Below are 15,528 nucleotides of genomic sequence, written 5' to 3'. Positions count from 1 at the left end.
CTAGCGCTCGACGATCACCGTCACCCCTTGCCCGCCGGCAGCGCAGATCGAGATCAGCCCGCGGCCCTTGCCCGCCTTGCTCAGCAACTTGGCCAGGTGGGCCAGAATGCGTCCACCGGTCGCAGCGAATGGATGGCCGGCGGCCAGTGAACTGCCCTTGACGTTGAGCTTGCTGCGGTCGATGGCGCCCAGTGCCTGATCCAGACCCAGCTTGCTGCGGCAGAACTCATCGTCTTCCCAGGCCTTGAGGGTACACAGCACCTGGGCGGCGAAGGCTTCGTGGATTTCGTAGTAGTCGAAATCCTGCAAGCTCAGACCGTTGCGCGCCAGCAGGCGTGGCACGGCATACACCGGCGCCATCAGCAGCCCCTCGCTGCCATCGACGAAGTCCACCGCAGCGGTTTCGCCATCGACCAGGTACGCCTGCACCGGCAGATCGTGCGCTGCTGCCCACTCTTCACTGGCCAACAGCACCAGCGAGGCGCCATCGGTCAGGGGTGTCGAGTTACCGGCGGTCAGGGTGCCTTTTTCGCTGCGCTCGAACACCGGTTTGAGTCGGCTGAGCTGCTCCAGGGTCAGGTCCGGGCGCAGATTGTTGTCGCGCACCAGGCCCTGGTAAGGCGTGAGCAGATCATCGTGCCAGCCCTCGGCGTAAGCGGCAGCGAGCTGCTTGTGGCTGTTGAGCGCCAGGGCATCCTGGGCGCTGCGGGGAATCTGCCAGGTCTGCGCCATGCGCTCGCAGTGCTCGCCCATCGACAGCCCGGTACGTGGCTCGCCATTGCGCGGCAGTTCCGGCTTGATGTGGCCGGAGCGCAGGCCAAGGAAGGGTTTCAGGCGCTGGCCCAGGCTCTTGCCGCGGCTGGCCGCCAGCAGAATACGGCGCAGCCCTTCATTGACGGCGATGGGCGCATCGGAGGTGGTGTCGACGCCACCGGCCACCGCGCAGTCGATCTGCCCAAGGGCGATCTTGTTGGCCACCAGCAGCGCCGCTTCCAGGCCAGTGCCGCAGGCCTGCTGAATGTCATAGGCCGGCGTCTGCGGGGCCAGACGCGAACCGAGCACGCACTCGCGGGTCAGGTTCATGTCCCGCGAGTGCTTGAGCACCGCCCCGGCCACCACCTCACCCAAGCGCTCGCCCTGCAAGCGGTAGCGTTCGACCAGCCCTTCCAGCGCAGCGGTGAGCATCGCCTGGTTGCTGGCGGTGGCATAGGCGCCATTGGAACGGGCGAAAGGAATGCGGTTGCCGCCCAGAATCGCGACCCGGCGAATTGAAGCCATGTGCTGGTTCCTCCTGAAACCTGTTGATCGGTACAGCCTAGGCGCTTTACGAAAAGCACAGCCCGGTGTTTTTCCCTGATTCGAACGACCCACCTGCGCAGGTGGTCCACACTGCATGTTTGCCCTTCACGGAGACCCTTCCCATGAGCGATCGCTATCTCGGCTTTGCCAATTCCAACCTCGGTCGACGCCTGGTCGATGCCCTCGGCCTGCCGCGCCCGGCCGCCCTGGAACGTTGGCAGGCCGGGCGCATGCGACCGGTCGACGGTGCCCTGCTGCTCGGTGGCGGGCCGTTGATCGCACGCGTCGAGGGCTTCGCCAAACGCCTGAGCGACGAACTCTACGGCTTCGAGACCGCTGAGTTGCAGGCACCGAGCTGGGTCGCGGGCCTGGGTAACAAGGTCGAGGCCGTGGTGTTCGACGCCAGTCATCTGTCCGACAGCGATCAACTGCGGCAGTTGCGCGAATTCTTCCAGCCGCTGCTGCGCAGCCTCGCACCTTGTGCCCACGTGGTGATTCTTGGCCGCCCCCCGGAGCAGCTCGACGACCCGCAAGCGAGCATCGCCCAGCGCGCGCTGGAAGGCTTCAGCCGCTCGCTGGCCAAGGAACTGCGCAATGGCGCCACGGCGCAGTTGCTGTATGTCGGCGCGGATGCCGAAGACCAGCTCGAAGGCGCGCTGCGGTTTTTCCTGTCGCCGAAAAGCGCGTTCATTTCCGGTCAGGTGCTGCGCCTGCAAGCCTGCGCTGCCCAAGTGCAGGACTGGAGCCGCCCGCTGGCCGGGCGCCGCGCGCTGGTCACCGGTGCGGCGCGTGGTATTGGCGCATCGATCGCCGAAACCCTGGCGCGTGACGGGGCCGAACTGGTGCTGCTCGACGTGCCCGGCGCCAGCAAAGACCTCGAAGCGCTGGCTGCGCGCCTGGGCGCACGCACCCTGGCCCTGGACATCTGCGCCGCCGATGCCCCCGAGCAGTTGCTCGACGCACTGCCCGAAGGCGTCGACATCGTCGTGCACAACGCCGGCATCACCCGCGACAAGACCCTCGCCAACATGACCCCGGACTACTGGGACGCGGTGCTGGCGGTCAACCTCAAGGCGCCGCAGCGCCTCACCCAGGCGCTGCTCGACAGTGGTCGACTGGGCGCCGATGCCCGCATCGTATTGCTGGCCTCGGTCAGCGGCATCGCCGGTAACCGCGGGCAGACCAACTATGCCGCGAGCAAGGCCGGGCTGATCGGCCTGGCCCAGGCCTGGGCGCCATTGTTGGCGGCTCAGGGCGCCAGCATCAACGCGGTGGCGCCCGGTTTCATCGAAACCCACATGACCGCCGCCATGCCCGTGGGCCTGCGCGAAGCCGGACGCCGTCTGAGCTCGCTGGGCCAGGGTGGCAAGCCGCAGGATGTCGCCGAAGCCGTGGCCTGGCTGAGCCAGCCGGGCAGCGGTGCAGTCAGCGGCCAGGCCCTGCGCGTCTGCGGTCAGGCACTGATGGGAGCATGAGCATGACTCGGCAATGGCTCGACCTGCACCACCCCGACTCACGCGCCAGCCTGTACCTGCGCGCCGTCGGCAAACGCAAGATCAGCGGCAGTGAGCTACCCAGCCGCGGCCTGCGCTGCCATCTGCCGGTAGTGGCCGACAACCTCGCCGCCTACCGGCGCCTGTGCCACTTCCCCGACGACGGACGCCTGCCGGCCACCTATCCGCATGTGATGGCGTTCAACCTGCAACTGCAATTGCTCACCGGCAGCGACTTCCCCTTCCCCCTGCTCGGCCTGGTGCACCTGCACAACAGCGTCGAGGTGCGTCGCCCGCTCGGTGGTCTGGAGGGCCTGCGCATGTCGGTGTGGGCAGAGAACCTGCAACCCCACGCCAAGGGCGGCACCTTCGACCTGATCAGCGAGGGCGAAGACGGCCTGGGTCTGCTCTGGCGGGAAACCAGTCGCATGCTGGTGCGCGGCCTGAAGCTCGAGCAGGCGCCGGCCAGCGAAGCCGACAGCGAACTTGCGCCCGGTGTTGAGGCCGCAGCGCTCAAAGAGGCCTCGCGCTGGTACGCCGATGCCGACATTGGCCGGCGCTACGCCAAGGTGGCGGGTGACTACAACCCCATCCACCTGAGCGCAGCCAGCGCACGTTTGTTCGGTTTCCCCAGCGCCATCGCCCACGGCATGTGGAGCAAGGCCATGGCCCTGGCCGCACTGCGTGGGCACCTGCCCAAGAGCGGCTATCGCTTCGAGGTCGACTTCCACAAACCCATACGCTTGCCGGCCGAGGTGGTGCTCAGTGCCAGCGAAGCGGGCCCAGCCGGTGAACTGCTTCTGCACGGCAACGAGCAACGCCTGCACATGAGCGGACGCTGGGCGGTGCTGTGAAGCGCCGCTTGGTGAGCTTCACGCTCGTTGGCGCTTGATTTGCCGTGGGGCTCGCCTGAAGCTATGCGCCCAAGGAGAGCCCCATGAACCTGCAAGAACTGACCGAACGCCTGCACCGCATCCGCGACAACAACGACTGGCAACGCTTCCACAGCCCTAAGAACCTCGCCATGGCCGCCAGTGTCGAGATGGCCGAGTTGGTGGAAATCTTCCAGTGGTCGAGCGAAGACCAATCGCGCCAACTGGCGCCCGAGCAACTGGCCCATGCCGGCCAGGAGGTCGGCGATGTGGTGCTGTACCTGTTGCTGCTGTGCAGCGAGCTGGGCCTGGACATGGATGAAGTGGTGCGCGCCAAGCTGGCCGACAGCGAACGGCGGTTCGCCAAGTGAACGACCGCCACTTCGACACCCTGGCCACACGCTTTGCCGAGAAAATCTACGGTGGCGCCAAAGGTGCCATTCGCCTCGCCGTGCTCCAGGCCGACCTGGCTGAAGCCCTGCCCGCGCGCCCACTGCGGGTGCTGGATATCGGCGCAGGCCTTGGCCATATGGCGCTGTGGCTGGCCGAACAGGGCCACCAGGTGACCTTGGCCGAGCCGGCTGAACCCATGCTCGATGGCGCCCGGGCGCGCTTTGCCGAGGCAGGGCGTGCGGCCAGGTTCATCCAGAGCCCCTGGCAGACGCTGGGCGAACACTGCGATCAACCCTTCGATCTGGTGGTGTGCCATGCCCTGCTGGAGTGGCTGGCCGAACCCAAGGCCATCCTGCCGGTGCTGCAGCGCCTGACGGTGGCCGATGGCTGGTTGTCACTGGCCTTCTACAACCGCGACGCGCTGGTGTATCGCAACCTGATCAAGGGCCACTTCCGCAAGCTGCGCAGCAATCAGCTGGCAGGTGAAAAACAGAGCCTGACGCCGCAGAGACCGGTTGACCCGCGCGAACTGCGGGCGCAACTTGAACCGAGCTGGCGGGTCGAACAGGAAAGTGGCGTCAGGGTGTTTCACGACTACATGCCCAAGCCGTTTCAGGACAAAGCCGCCCTCCCCGACCTGCTGGAAATGGAACTGGCCCACCGCCGTCATCCCACCTTCGCCGGCCTTGGGCGTTACCTGCACTGGATCTGCCGACCGCGCTGAGCGGCCCGCCTCCGGGAGACTGTCATGCTCCACCGCATTCTCTGCTTCGCGCTGTTGCCGCTGTCGCTGGCTGCGTGCCAGGGCACCAATCCCTACGTGGCCAGCAGCCGCCCGCTGCCGCCAGCGCCGCCGCAAGCGGCCACCACGTTCGATGCCAGCGCCTACCCGGCGCCTGCGCGCGACTATGGCCACTACCGCACCTGGGCCTGGCGCAATGGCCAGTTGCCCAGGGCCACGGCCAATACCGATCCGGCGCAACTGGCCGAGGTGATCGCCAGCGGGCTCGACCAGCAGGGCCTGCGCCCGGCGCGCAACGGCCAGGCCGACGTGCTGGTCAGCGCTGACCTGCGCGTCGAACGGCGCGTACGCCAGGTGCGCGACTACGACAGTTACGATCCTTACTACGGCCCTGGTCCCTACGGCGGCATGGGTTACGGCGGCTACCGCAACGGTTTCGGTGCCTATGGCAGCGTGCCGGTGACGCGCACCTATCAGGTCGAGGTCAGCGTAGTCCACATCGAACTGTTCGATGCCCGCGATGGCCAGCCGGTGTGGAGCGCCAGCGCCGAGAGCGGTGCCGACCGCTCGACGATACGCGAACGCGAAACGGCGCTGCGCGAGAGTGTGCAGAAGGCCCTTAGCGGCTACCCCCCACGTTGATTGCTCGGAGAACCGCCATGATGCGACGTCTCGCTGTACTGTCTTTCACACTGTTGCTGGCCGCCTGCTCGAGCAACAACGTTCAGCAGGATTACGACGCCAGCCGCGATTTCGCCGGCTACCGCAGTTGGGCCTGGCAAGAACCGGCGATGCACTACCGTCCGGACGATCCACGCATCAAGAGCGACCTCACCGAGCAGCGCATTCGCCAGGCGGTGGCCGAGCAACTCGACCAGCGCGGCTTACGCCCGGTGCAAGGCAATGCGCGGGCCGACCTCAAGGCCCAGGCATACCTCATCGTCGAAGACCGCCAGCGGGAAATCACCACCCACTATGGCGGCGGCTGGGGTGGCTATTGGGGCGGCTACTGGGGCGGGCCGATGTACAACGAGACCCGCAGTGTCGACTACAAGGTGGCGACCATCCAGGTCGATCTGTTCGATGGGCGTGACGGCAAGCTGGTCTGGCGCGGCAGTGCCGAACAGATGATGAACAGCTACCCTCCTACCCCACAGGAACGTACCCAGGCGATTCAAAAGACAGTCACGCAATTGATGGCGAACTATCCACCGCGCTGATAGTGACCCCTTACCTTGTGTTTAACCCCGCCCCACCGGGCATTGGCGACGATGCCCGGCGTATTGTTCCCACCCCGCATGGGCAAAAACCTCGTTAAACGGCAAAAAAATCTGACTCGCCATGCAGTTTTTTCCGAGCGGTAAAGCCTGCCTGCGCGATCCCGTCTACCCTGAGCAGTGGGCCGCCGTGGCCTGAGGGAAAACGCCTACCAAAATAAGGACGAAAGGCCGCCAATGCAGAGCATTGTTCTCTTGATGTGGCTCGCGTTATGTACTGAACAGGATGTGCGGGAACGCCAGGTGTCAGATCTTTTGACCTTGGGTGTGGGCGGCGCTGCGCTGATCTGGTTGTTCATCACCGGTCACAGCTGGCTGGGCGCTGAAGCCAGCGATGCCGGTTGGGGGCTGGCGATCGTCATGTTGCTGACCCTGCCCGGCTACATGCTTGGCCGGCTTGGCGCCAGCGATGTCAAGCTGCTTGCAGCGTTGGCCCTGGCCAGTAGTCATCACTACGTGCTCGGCACCTTCATTGGCGCAGGGGTCACGGTGGTGGTGTGGATGATGTTCAGGCGCAGGTTGTGGACGCTGCTCAACCCAAAGGTAAAAAAGCGCCTGCAAGCGCTTGCCCAGCAATTGAACGACAAGCAGCCTTTCGTTCCTTACGTGATCGCAGGCTTCCTGCTGACCTCGGTGTGGATACAGTAGCGGCCTGTGCGGTCGAACATCGTTCTGGCCTGGAGTGGGCTGGAGCACAGACGTCTTTTAATGGCCGATATGGCTGGCCCCGGATCAGGGCCATGAAACGACAGGGAGTTGTCCATGAGTAAAGCTGTCAGTGAAGTGAAGGTTCTGCTGGTCGACGACCAGGCCCCGGCCATCAAGGCCATCAGTGCCTTTCTGGAACGCCAAGGCTATCGCTGCGTTGCCGCGCAGAACGCCGAACAGGCCGTCGACTGCTACCAGCGCGATAGCGCCATTGGCTTGGTGCTGTGTGACCTGCACATGGCCGACGCCGATGGCCTGCAACTGCTCGACCGGCTCAAGGCGGCCGATACCCGGCCGCGTCTGTTCGAAGCGATCCTGCTGACCGAGCAGACCGACAAACAACAGGTCATCCACGCTCTGCGTGAGGGCTTCGCCGACTATTACCAAAAGCCCGCCGATCTCGATGACCTGCTCAATGGGGTGCGCCGTCAAGAGCAGTCGCTGCTGGAGCGCCAGCGCCAGGTGCGCGAGCTGGGCAGTCTCAACCAACGTCTACACGAGCTGGCCGAATCGCTCGACGAACTGTACCTGGACCTTGAAAAAGCACGTGGGCAGAGCCTGCAGCGACGCTCCACCGACCCCGCCGAAGGCGAAGCCGAACTGCCGGCAGTGTTCGACAAGCTGTCGCCCAGACAGCTGGAAGTCGCGCGACTGGTCAGCAAGGGCAAGACCAATTTCCAGATCGCCTGCGAGCTGGGTATCACCGAGAACACGGTGAAGCTGTATGTCTCGCAAGTGCTGCGCCTGACCCACATGCACAACCGCACCCAGCTGGCGCTGGCCCTGACCCCGCGTACCTCACCGGTGCATCAGCGGTTTACCGCGCATTGATTGGGGTGGAGGAACAGCTTCGCGGCTAAAGCCGTTCTTACAGGAATCTCGCGACCTGTGGGAGCGGCTTTAGCCGCGATGGCCGGCGAAGCCGGCCCCATAGCGGTGTCGACCTCATTCGCTCACCTGAAACGCCACCCGCGCGGTTTCGCCGCTTTCGTCCAAGGCGCTCAGCTCGAACTGCCCCGCGCGCTCGAAGGACACGGTCAGGGCCTGCTGCTCGACGCTTTCCCCCAGCGGCTGACCATTGAGGAACCACCAGCGCCGCCCGCCCCCGCCCAACGCCGACACTTGCAACTGCAACGGCTCGCTGTCGCTCGCCGGGCGGCGCAGGTGATCGCCGCTGCGCACGCCGACGATCGACAGCGGCGGCGCAGTGGCTGCCACCTGCGGTGGGCAGCTGGGGTCGATGGCCGGCAGGCGCGCGGCGCGGCGCTCGGCACGCGGTAGCCACGGCTCCAGCGGTGCCGGCCACAGCGCCACGTGGCGTGCTTGCGCACCGGGGCACCCGGCATCCACACGCAGCCCCTGGGCGTTGACCCAGAGTGTTTCGCGCAAGCCAAGACCCAACGGCTGGTCGGCGGCTTGCAGGGTCGGCGGTGTGGTGCCTTGCAAGGTCCAGGCGAAGCGCTGACGGCGGCAGTTGTCGTCTTGCCGCGACATGGGCTGGCCCAGCGGCCAGCAGATCGCCGCAACGCCGACACTGGCCGGCACCGGCTCGCTGGCGCTGACGACGCCGCGCTGACGATCACGGTTGCTCAGCAGGTCATGCACTTGCAGCATCAGCGGCGCAGCCGAGGCCAGGCCGAATTGCCCGGCCACCGGCGTGCCATCTGGGCGACCGATCCATACACCGATCAGGTAGCGCGGGCCGACGCCAATCGACCAGGCATCACGAAAGCCATAGCTGGTGCCGGTCTTCCACGCCAATGCCGGGCGCTGTACCAGCTCGGCGTGCGGGTCACGGTCGGGACGCGCCTGGCCGCTGAGAATGCGCCGGATGATCCACGCCGACCCCGGCGACAACAGCCGGTGTTCGATCAGCGGTGCCTGGGGCTGCAAGCGAATCTCGGCGCTGCGCCCCTGGCGCGCCAGCGCCGCATAACCGCCGACCAACTCTTCCAGGCGACTGCCCGCCCCACCCAGAATCAGTGCCAGGTTCGGTTCGGCCAGCGGCGGCAGCACCAGCGGTACACCGCCCATGCGCAGTTGCGCGGCGAAGCGCTTGGGGCCGTAGGCTTCGAGCAGTTGCACCGCCGGCAGGTTGAGCGACAGCGCCAGCGCGCTGCTGGCTGACACCGGGCCACTGAAGCCCATGGAGAAGTTGCCCGGCCGATAATCGCCATAACGCCGCGGCACGTCTTGCAACAGTGACTCGGAGTGAATCAGGCCATCGTCAAGGGCCATGCCGTAGAGGAAGGGCTTCAAGGTCGAGCCCGGTGAACGCAGGGCGTGGATCATGTCGACGTGACCAAAGCGCCGGGCATCGCCAAGGTCAATGGAGCCCAGGTAGGCGCGCACCGCCATGCTCTTGGCCTCGACCACCAGAATCGCCGCCGAGGTGCGCTCCGGGAGCCGTGCGCGCCACCCCAGCAGCAGGTCTTCGAGGCGCCGTTGCAACGCTGCATCGAGGGTGGTGTGGATCAGCGCCGGGCTGCCGGGCGTGTTCAGTCGCCGCGCCAGCAGCGGGGCCAGAGCCGGCTCCTGGCGTGGCGCCAGCAGCAAGGCCTCTTCGCGGGCCTCACGCAGCCGTTCAGGCGGCCACACCTGGTAGTCGGCCAGCCGTTGCAGCACTTTGTCGCGAGCACGCTGGGCGCGCTCGGGGTGACGATCCGGGCGCAGCCGGCTGGGCGCCTGGGGCAACACGGCAAGCAGCGCTGCCTCGGCCGGAGTCAGGTGCTGCGGCGACTTGCCCAAATAAGCCCAACTGGCCGCAGCCACACCCTGCAAGGTGCCGCCGAACGGCGCGCGGTTGAGGTAGATCTGCAGAATCTGTGCCTTCGACAGATGCCATTCGAGCTGCGCGGTACGCCACAGCTGGCGCAGCTTGCCGGCCAGGGTGCGGTCGTGCGGATCGAGCAGGCGCGCCACCTGCATCGACAGCGTGCTGCCGCCCGACACCACCCGCCCGCCGCTGAGGTTGAGCCAGGCCGCACGCAGCAGGGCCATGGGGTTGACCCCGGGATGGCGGTAGAACCAGCGGTCTTCATAGGTCAGCAGCGCCTGCAAGTACAGCGGCGACACCTGCTCGGCGCTGACCGGGTAGCGCCACACGCCGTCGGCGTCGGCAAAACGCCACAGCGGCGTGCCATCCTCGGCCAGCACCACCCGCGCCAGGTCATCGCCGGGCAGTGGCAGCGGCCAGATCCGGTCGGCCAGCCATAACGCGCCGACCAGCAGCACAAGGCTCAGCACGCCGCGCCGCAACCAGCGCCCGGCGCGGCGGTGCAGGCGAGCTACGCTTGCCATCGGGAACCGACCTGGCCGGATGATGGCCAAAGCCGTGACGCCGATTCGTTCATCAGGAAGCAATCATGCATGTAGAAGGTTTTTTCGAATGGCTGGGCCAGGCGCTGGGGTCGTTGATCCGCATCGTCGTCGATGCCTTGAGTGGCCTGTTCAACCTGCTGGCCAACGCTGGCGGTAATTTCATCGATGGCCTGTCGCGCACGCTGGGCATGGACACCTCACTGGTGAGCATCCTGGCGCTGATCGTCGGCCTGCTGTTGCTGTGGTCGGCGATCCGCGCGTTCATGCGCGCCTCGGTGATCATGGGCATCATCTGGCTGTTGCTGGGCCTGTGGGTGATGAGTTGGGTGATTCACTGATGCACGTTGCGCAGAGCGGTCAGCAACGTCTGACCGCTCTGCGCGCTGAGTCGCCTTAACGCGGCTTGACCACCAGCTCACCCTGGCTCTCGCCCACCGCTTGCAGGTTCGGCCGGTACATCGACTCGACCTGCGCCGGCGGAATGCGATAGCTGCCAGGGGTCACCGCCCGGGCCAGGTACAGCAGGTGGGTGGTGCCGTAGCTTTCCAGCTTGACCGCTGCCACGTAGCGGTCGTCGCGGAACTCCTGGTGCACCAGGTTGGCGTTCTGCATCGATTCACGCCACTCCTTCACAGCACTGCTGGCGTTGTCCAGGCTGGCCGCGCTTTGCGCCAGGTTCTGATTCTCAAGCTCAAGGCCTGCAGGCAGCAGGTCGACTACCAGCGCATCGGGCACGTACTGCTTGGCCTTCAGCGCCACGTGTACCAGCACCAGATCACCACTGCGCAGGTTGCCCAGGTTCAGCGGCTGGCCGTTCAGGCCCAGGTACTCGCGGCGGATCTCCAGACCATTGCTGACCGGCGCGGGTGCCTGGCGAGGGTAGCCGGACAGGGTCAGTTGCTGGTACAGGGTGTCGCTGCTCTGGTTCTGCACGGTGAGCGGCGAGGCCAGCATGGCGCCTTCAAGCTTCAGCCCGGCGTCCTGGTTGTTCAGCTCACGCATATCGCCGGCGCTGTCCAGACGCGCCTGCCACTGCCCCTCGGGCTTGCCCAGCAGGCCACGGCCGGCGAGGAACAGCGCGTTGCGCTCCTGGGTCGACAGCCAGTTGTTGGCGGCCAGTTCGTCCGACAGCGCGAACAGCCGCTGCTCGACCTGGTTGCCGGCCAGCTTGTTTTCTTCCAGCAGGGCCAGAATCAGTGCCTGGTCACGCAACGGGCTGCCGTAGTCGGCCATCCAGCCCTTGCTGCGGCTCACGGCCAGCCCGGCCTGCAGGGCCTCTTGCGCACGCGGCTTGTCACCCATCTGTTCGAGGGCCACCGCCAGTTGCACCAGCGGCAGGCCGGAGCGCACGTCGGCGCGCCGCTCGAACAGACTGCGCAGGGCACCGAGCGGCGCCTGCTGGTTACGCGCCAGCACCAGCGCGGCGTAGGCCTGCACGGCGAAGCGGGTGTGCTCGACGTTGTCGCTGGCCTCGACCTCGATCAGGTTGCGCTCCTGCAAATAGCGCAGCAGGCGCTCGTTGGCTTTCTTCAGCGCTTTGGCCGGCACGCCATAGCCTTGGTCACGGGCGCGCTGAAGGAAGTCGGTCACGTAGGCGGTCAGCCAGTATTCCTCTTCGCTGTCGGCGCTCCACAGGCCGAAGCTGCCGTTGTAGCGCTGCATGCCGAGCAAATGCTCGATACCGGCTTCGATCTTGCGCTTGCGCACATCGGCCGCCTCACCCTTGATGCCCAGGCGCTTGAGGCTGGCGGCATCGGCGTACAGCGACGGGTACAGGCCACTGGTGGTCTGTTCGGCGCAGCCGTAAGGGTAGGCTTCGAGGGCGCGAATCTGCTCGGCGATGTTCAGCGGCGGACGGCTGGACAGCGCCAGGGTCGCCTCCAGACCTGCCGGCTCGAACGCCGCCAGTTCCTGCTCAGGCAGGCTCCAGGGCTGATCCTTGAGCGCCACGCGGAAATGCTTGAGCAGCGCCGGATAAGCAGGGCGTACGCCCAAGGTCCACTCGCGGCTGAACGGCTTGGCCGCCTCGCCGGGCAGCTCCAGGCCGCTGACCTGCACCAGCACCTTGCCCTGCCCCAGGCCACCTTCGGCCTGCACCGGAATCATCAGCGTCTGGCGCTGGCCTTCAGCCAGACTGATCTGCTGTTCGGTGCTGCCGGTCAGGCTCAACTGACCCTCACTGCGCACGTGCACGGTCAGTTGCTGCGCGCGCCCCGACAGGTTGGCCAGATCCAGCGCCAGCCGGGTGCGGTCACCGCCTGCCAGGAAGCGCGGCGCCGACAGCTCGGCGATCAGCGGTGCGGCGACCACGGTCTTGCCCTCGGCAACGCCGAAGTGCTCGTCGGTCCAGGCCTGGGCCATCAGGCGCAGCTCGCCGTTGAAGTCGGGGATGTCGACCGTGGCAACGCCCTCGCCTTTGTCGTCGAGGGTCACCGGCAGACTCTGCTGGGCGACGATGGTGACGGTGGTGTTGGGCCGCTTGCCGCCCTTGGCCATGGCCGCGTCACCGCCGAAGGCCAGGCTCGCCAAGCGCCCCTGGCCGGCTTCGATCAACTGCCCGTAGATGTCCAGCTGATCGGCCCCGTAGGCCTTGCGCCCGAACAGGCTGGCGAACGGGTCGGGGGTCTTGAAGTCGGTGATGTTGAGAATGCCCACATCCACCGCCGAGAACAGCACATGCACCTGCTTGGGCACGCTGCCATCGGCGTTGACGGCCTTGAGCTTGACGCTCAGCGGCTGCTTTGGACGCATTTTCTCCGGCGCCTGCAGGGTCAGCGCCAGCTTGCGCTCGCCGCGCTGCAGCGGCAGGTGCAGCACGCCGACTGCGCGCTTGGGCGTGGCATTGGCCTTGCGCTCGCCGGGACGAATCACCAGGGCGCTGACATACAGGTCATGGCGCGCCCATTTCGGGTCGAGACGAATATCGAAGGTCTTGCCTTCAGCCGGCACCTCGATGGCCTGCCACCACAGCGGACCGTCGGCCGACTCGACCATCAGGTAGCCACTGCCGGCAGCCGGCGGAGTGACGGTGACCTGGGCAGTGGCGCCATCGCTGTAGGCCGGTTTGTCCAGCGCCAGCTTGACCTGGTCGGGACGCACCGCGCCGCCTTCGGCGTTGTCCTGGGCACGGTAGCCGGCCCAGAAGCGTTCACTGGAAACGATGCCGGTCTGCGGGTCTTCGACTTCGACGCGGTACGGGCCCCACTCCACCGGGAAGCTCAGCTTGGTGGTGGAACCGGCCTTGACGCTGACCACCTCTTCGCTCTGGGTGAGGAATTTCTCGTTGAAGTTGTAGCTCCAGCCGTCATCCTGGGAGTAGTTCCAGTAGTAGTCGCGGCGCTCGCGAATCAACCGCACCTTGAGCTCGTCGGCGGCCAGCTTGTTGCCCTCACGGTCGGCCACGAGGATCTCGAATTGCACCGGGGCGTCGCTGTCGGTTTCTTCACCGTCGAACAACCCGCGCAGGCCGGGCAGCCGTTCGGCTGGCCAGATCGGCTGCTCGAAGCGCCGGGTGATCGGCCGGCCGCCCGATTCCTGCAAGCTGGCCTGCACGGTCAGTTGCAGCGGCGAGCGCGCCTCGGCCCAGCGGCTTTCGATGTCCAGGCTGGCCTTGCCGGCCTGATCGAGGGTGACTTCGTCCAGTTCCAGGTCCTGGCTGAGGTCGCTCTCGCTGACCGAGCCGAACTGGTAGCCCGGCAACGCCGGCACCGCTTCGCGCATCGGGCGCAGGTAGGCCTGGCCGCTGAGGCGATTGCCCGCCGCCGGGGCGCCGTAGAGGTAACGGCCATTGACCTGAATGTGCGCGGTCTGCTCGGGGCTCAGCGGCGTGGCACTGCCTTTGAGCTCCAGCGCCAGGCGCTCGGGGAGGAAATCTTCGACGAGGAATTCGTACACCTGCTTACGGCCACCGCCGAGGTCGAGCAACAGCTGCCAGCGGCCGGTCGGCGCTTCGCCGGAGAGCTGCAACTGGTACTGGAACAGGCCATTGGCGTCGGCCTCCCAGACGAACTTGCGGCTGACCTGCTCATCGGGACGGCGCACTTCGACGTTCACCGGCTGGGCCTTGACCGGCTTGCCGTCCTGGTCGCGCAGCAGGCCGTTGAGCAGCACGGTTTCGCCGGGGCGGTAGAGGTCGCGCGGGCCGAAGATGAAGAACTGCAGCGGGTTGTTCTGCGGCCCGGTGATATCGAATTCCGCCAAATCCAGCGCCGAGCCGCTCAGGCGCAGCAAGGTGGTGTGCACGCCCTGGGTGGCGATCAGCGTGTCGGCCTTGGCATCGATCGGCAGTTGCGCGTGGCCGTCGCCGTCGCTGCTGGCTTCTGCCAGCAGCTTGCCCTTGGCGTCATGCAGTTCGAGCTTGACGTCCTTGAGCGCCTTGCCGCCTTCCAGCGCCTGGGTGAAGACGTCGATACGGTCGCGGTAACGGTGCGCCGAGACGCCGATGTCGCTGAGGGTGAACAGCGTCGCCGGCTGCGAGTAGTCATAGGTGCCCGAGGCGCGCATCACCGCCAGGTAGACGCCCGGTTCCTGCAACGGCTTGATCCCGGCGATCGGCAGCAGCACGGTTTCACGGGTATTGCGCGCAGGATTGAGGTCGAAACGGCCGCTGTAGACCAGATCGGCCTGGGCCAGGGTCTCCTTGGACTGGTAGTAGTACAGGCTGCTGTTACGGCCCCAGCCGGCCAGGAAGCTTGAAAGCATCTCGGGCTTGACGCGGAAGAACTCGACATCGACCTTGTCGACGTTCAGGGCGATCACCGGCAGGCCCTCGGCGAGCCGGGTCGGCAGCAGCGAGCCACGGCTGGCAAAACCTACGGTGGCCTGCATGTCACGGGTTTCCAGACGGCTCACCAGCTCATCGGCCAGGGTCTTGCCGTTGACCCCGAGCAGGCCCTTGTCGACGGTCAGCACCAGTTTGCGCTGCGGTTCGAGGTGGCGCAGGCGCAGTTCCATCTGGTTGTCCGACAGCTCCCAGGCGCCATCGACCTTGCCCTTGACGGTATCGACCAGGTGCAGCTTGGCGGCAAAATCCTGCTCGGCATCGAGCGGCGCCGAGAAGCTCACCGACAGCGCGCTGGCGCCATCGATCTGCACTTCCGAGACATCCAGCACGTTCAACTCACGCCCCGCGTAGCGCTTGGCCAGGACTGCCGGGTCTTCGCGCTTGGCCGCAGGTGCCGCCGCCGGGCTGGCCGCCGCAGGCTTGGCAGCCGGCGCAGGTTGCTCGGAGGTGGACGAATCACAGGCACTGAGCAGTGCCAGCGCACAGGCCAGCAACAATCCTTTGTTGAACATGGGTCGAGACTCTTCGGCAGCGTGGTCGTGAGGGCGGCAACTATAGCCCACCGGGAAGCGATGCACTCGCAGGTGTGCGTGGGCTGAGACCCTGTTCTCAGGGATTGGTTGCTCGATCTGCGAGGCAC

12 protein-coding genes are annotated in these 15,528 nt (G+C 66.3%); 9 read left to right on the top strand and 3 right to left on the bottom strand.

What is annotated here, in order from left to right:
- Positions 1-1,278, bottom strand: coding sequence for an acetyl-CoA C-acetyltransferase (locus tag LK03_RS08590; RefSeq protein WP_038411936.1), 1,278 nt, complete (start codon positions 1,276-1,278; stop codon positions 1-3).
- A 143-nt stretch (positions 1,279-1,421) separates the two neighbouring features.
- Here LK03_RS08590 and LK03_RS08585 point away from each other — a divergent pair, with 143 nt between their 5' ends.
- From LK03_RS08585 to LK03_RS08550, 8 genes are all read left to right on the top strand, one after another.
- Positions 1,422-2,774, top strand: coding sequence for a 3-oxoacyl-ACP reductase (locus LK03_RS08585; protein ID WP_038411935.1), 1,353 nt, complete (start codon positions 1,422-1,424; stop codon positions 2,772-2,774).
- A gap of 2 nt (positions 2,775-2,776) precedes the next feature.
- On the top strand, positions 2,777-3,646 hold the full coding sequence (locus LK03_RS08580; RefSeq protein WP_038411934.1) for a MaoC family dehydratase: 870 nt from the start codon (positions 2,777-2,779) through the stop codon (positions 3,644-3,646).
- Between the two features lie 83 nt (positions 3,647-3,729).
- Entirely contained in the window at positions 3,730-4,035 is a 306-nt protein-coding gene (locus tag LK03_RS08575; protein ID WP_038411933.1) for a MazG-like family protein, read from the top strand.
- The gene (locus tag LK03_RS08570; RefSeq protein ID WP_038411932.1) at positions 4,032-4,781 is read left to right on the top strand and encodes a methyltransferase domain-containing protein; all 750 of its coding nucleotides are present in this window, start codon (positions 4,032-4,034) and stop codon (positions 4,779-4,781) included. The genes LK03_RS08575 and LK03_RS08570 overlap by 4 nt, the downstream gene beginning before the upstream one ends.
- A 24-nt stretch (positions 4,782-4,805) precedes the next feature.
- On the top strand, positions 4,806-5,441 hold the full coding sequence (locus LK03_RS08565) for a DUF4136 domain-containing protein (RefSeq protein WP_038411931.1): 636 nt from the start codon (positions 4,806-4,808) through the stop codon (positions 5,439-5,441).
- A gap of 17 nt (positions 5,442-5,458) precedes the next feature.
- Entirely contained in the window at positions 5,459-6,019 is a 561-nt protein-coding gene (locus LK03_RS08560) for a DUF4136 domain-containing protein (protein WP_038411930.1), read from the top strand.
- A gap of 234 nt (positions 6,020-6,253) precedes the next feature.
- Entirely contained in the window at positions 6,254-6,724 is a 471-nt protein-coding gene (locus LK03_RS08555) for a prepilin peptidase (protein WP_038411929.1), read from the top strand.
- Between the two features lie 114 nt (positions 6,725-6,838).
- The gene (locus LK03_RS08550) at positions 6,839-7,615 is read left to right on the top strand and encodes a response regulator transcription factor (RefSeq protein WP_038411928.1); all 777 of its coding nucleotides are present in this window, start codon (positions 6,839-6,841) and stop codon (positions 7,613-7,615) included.
- Positions 7,616-7,729: 114 nt separating this feature from the next.
- Here LK03_RS08550 and pbpC read toward each other — a convergent pair whose 3' ends face one another.
- Positions 7,730-10,084, bottom strand: coding sequence for a peptidoglycan glycosyltransferase PbpC (pbpC, locus tag LK03_RS08545; protein WP_038411926.1), 2,355 nt, complete (start codon positions 10,082-10,084; stop codon positions 7,730-7,732).
- 65 nt (positions 10,085-10,149) lie between these two features.
- On the opposite strand from pbpC, the gene LK03_RS08540 reads away from it, so the two are divergent.
- Positions 10,150-10,443, top strand: coding sequence for a hypothetical protein (locus tag LK03_RS08540; protein WP_038411925.1), 294 nt, complete (start codon positions 10,150-10,152; stop codon positions 10,441-10,443).
- A gap of 55 nt (positions 10,444-10,498) precedes the next feature.
- Here LK03_RS08540 and LK03_RS08535 read toward each other — a convergent pair whose 3' ends face one another.
- Positions 10,499-15,400 (bottom strand): alpha-2-macroglobulin family protein, encoded by a 4,902-nt coding sequence (locus LK03_RS08535; RefSeq protein ID WP_038411924.1) that lies wholly within the window; start codon positions 15,398-15,400, stop codon positions 10,499-10,501.
- Positions 15,401-15,528 lie beyond the last annotated feature (128 nt).

Origin of the sequence: Pseudomonas cremoricolorata, assembly GCF_000759535.1 — a bacterium.
Classification (GTDB): Bacteria; Pseudomonadota; Gammaproteobacteria; order Pseudomonadales; family Pseudomonadaceae; genus Aquipseudomonas; species Aquipseudomonas cremoricolorata_A.
The sequence above is the reverse complement of the archived record's forward strand: the minus strand, read 5'-3'. Positions and strand labels throughout refer to the sequence as shown.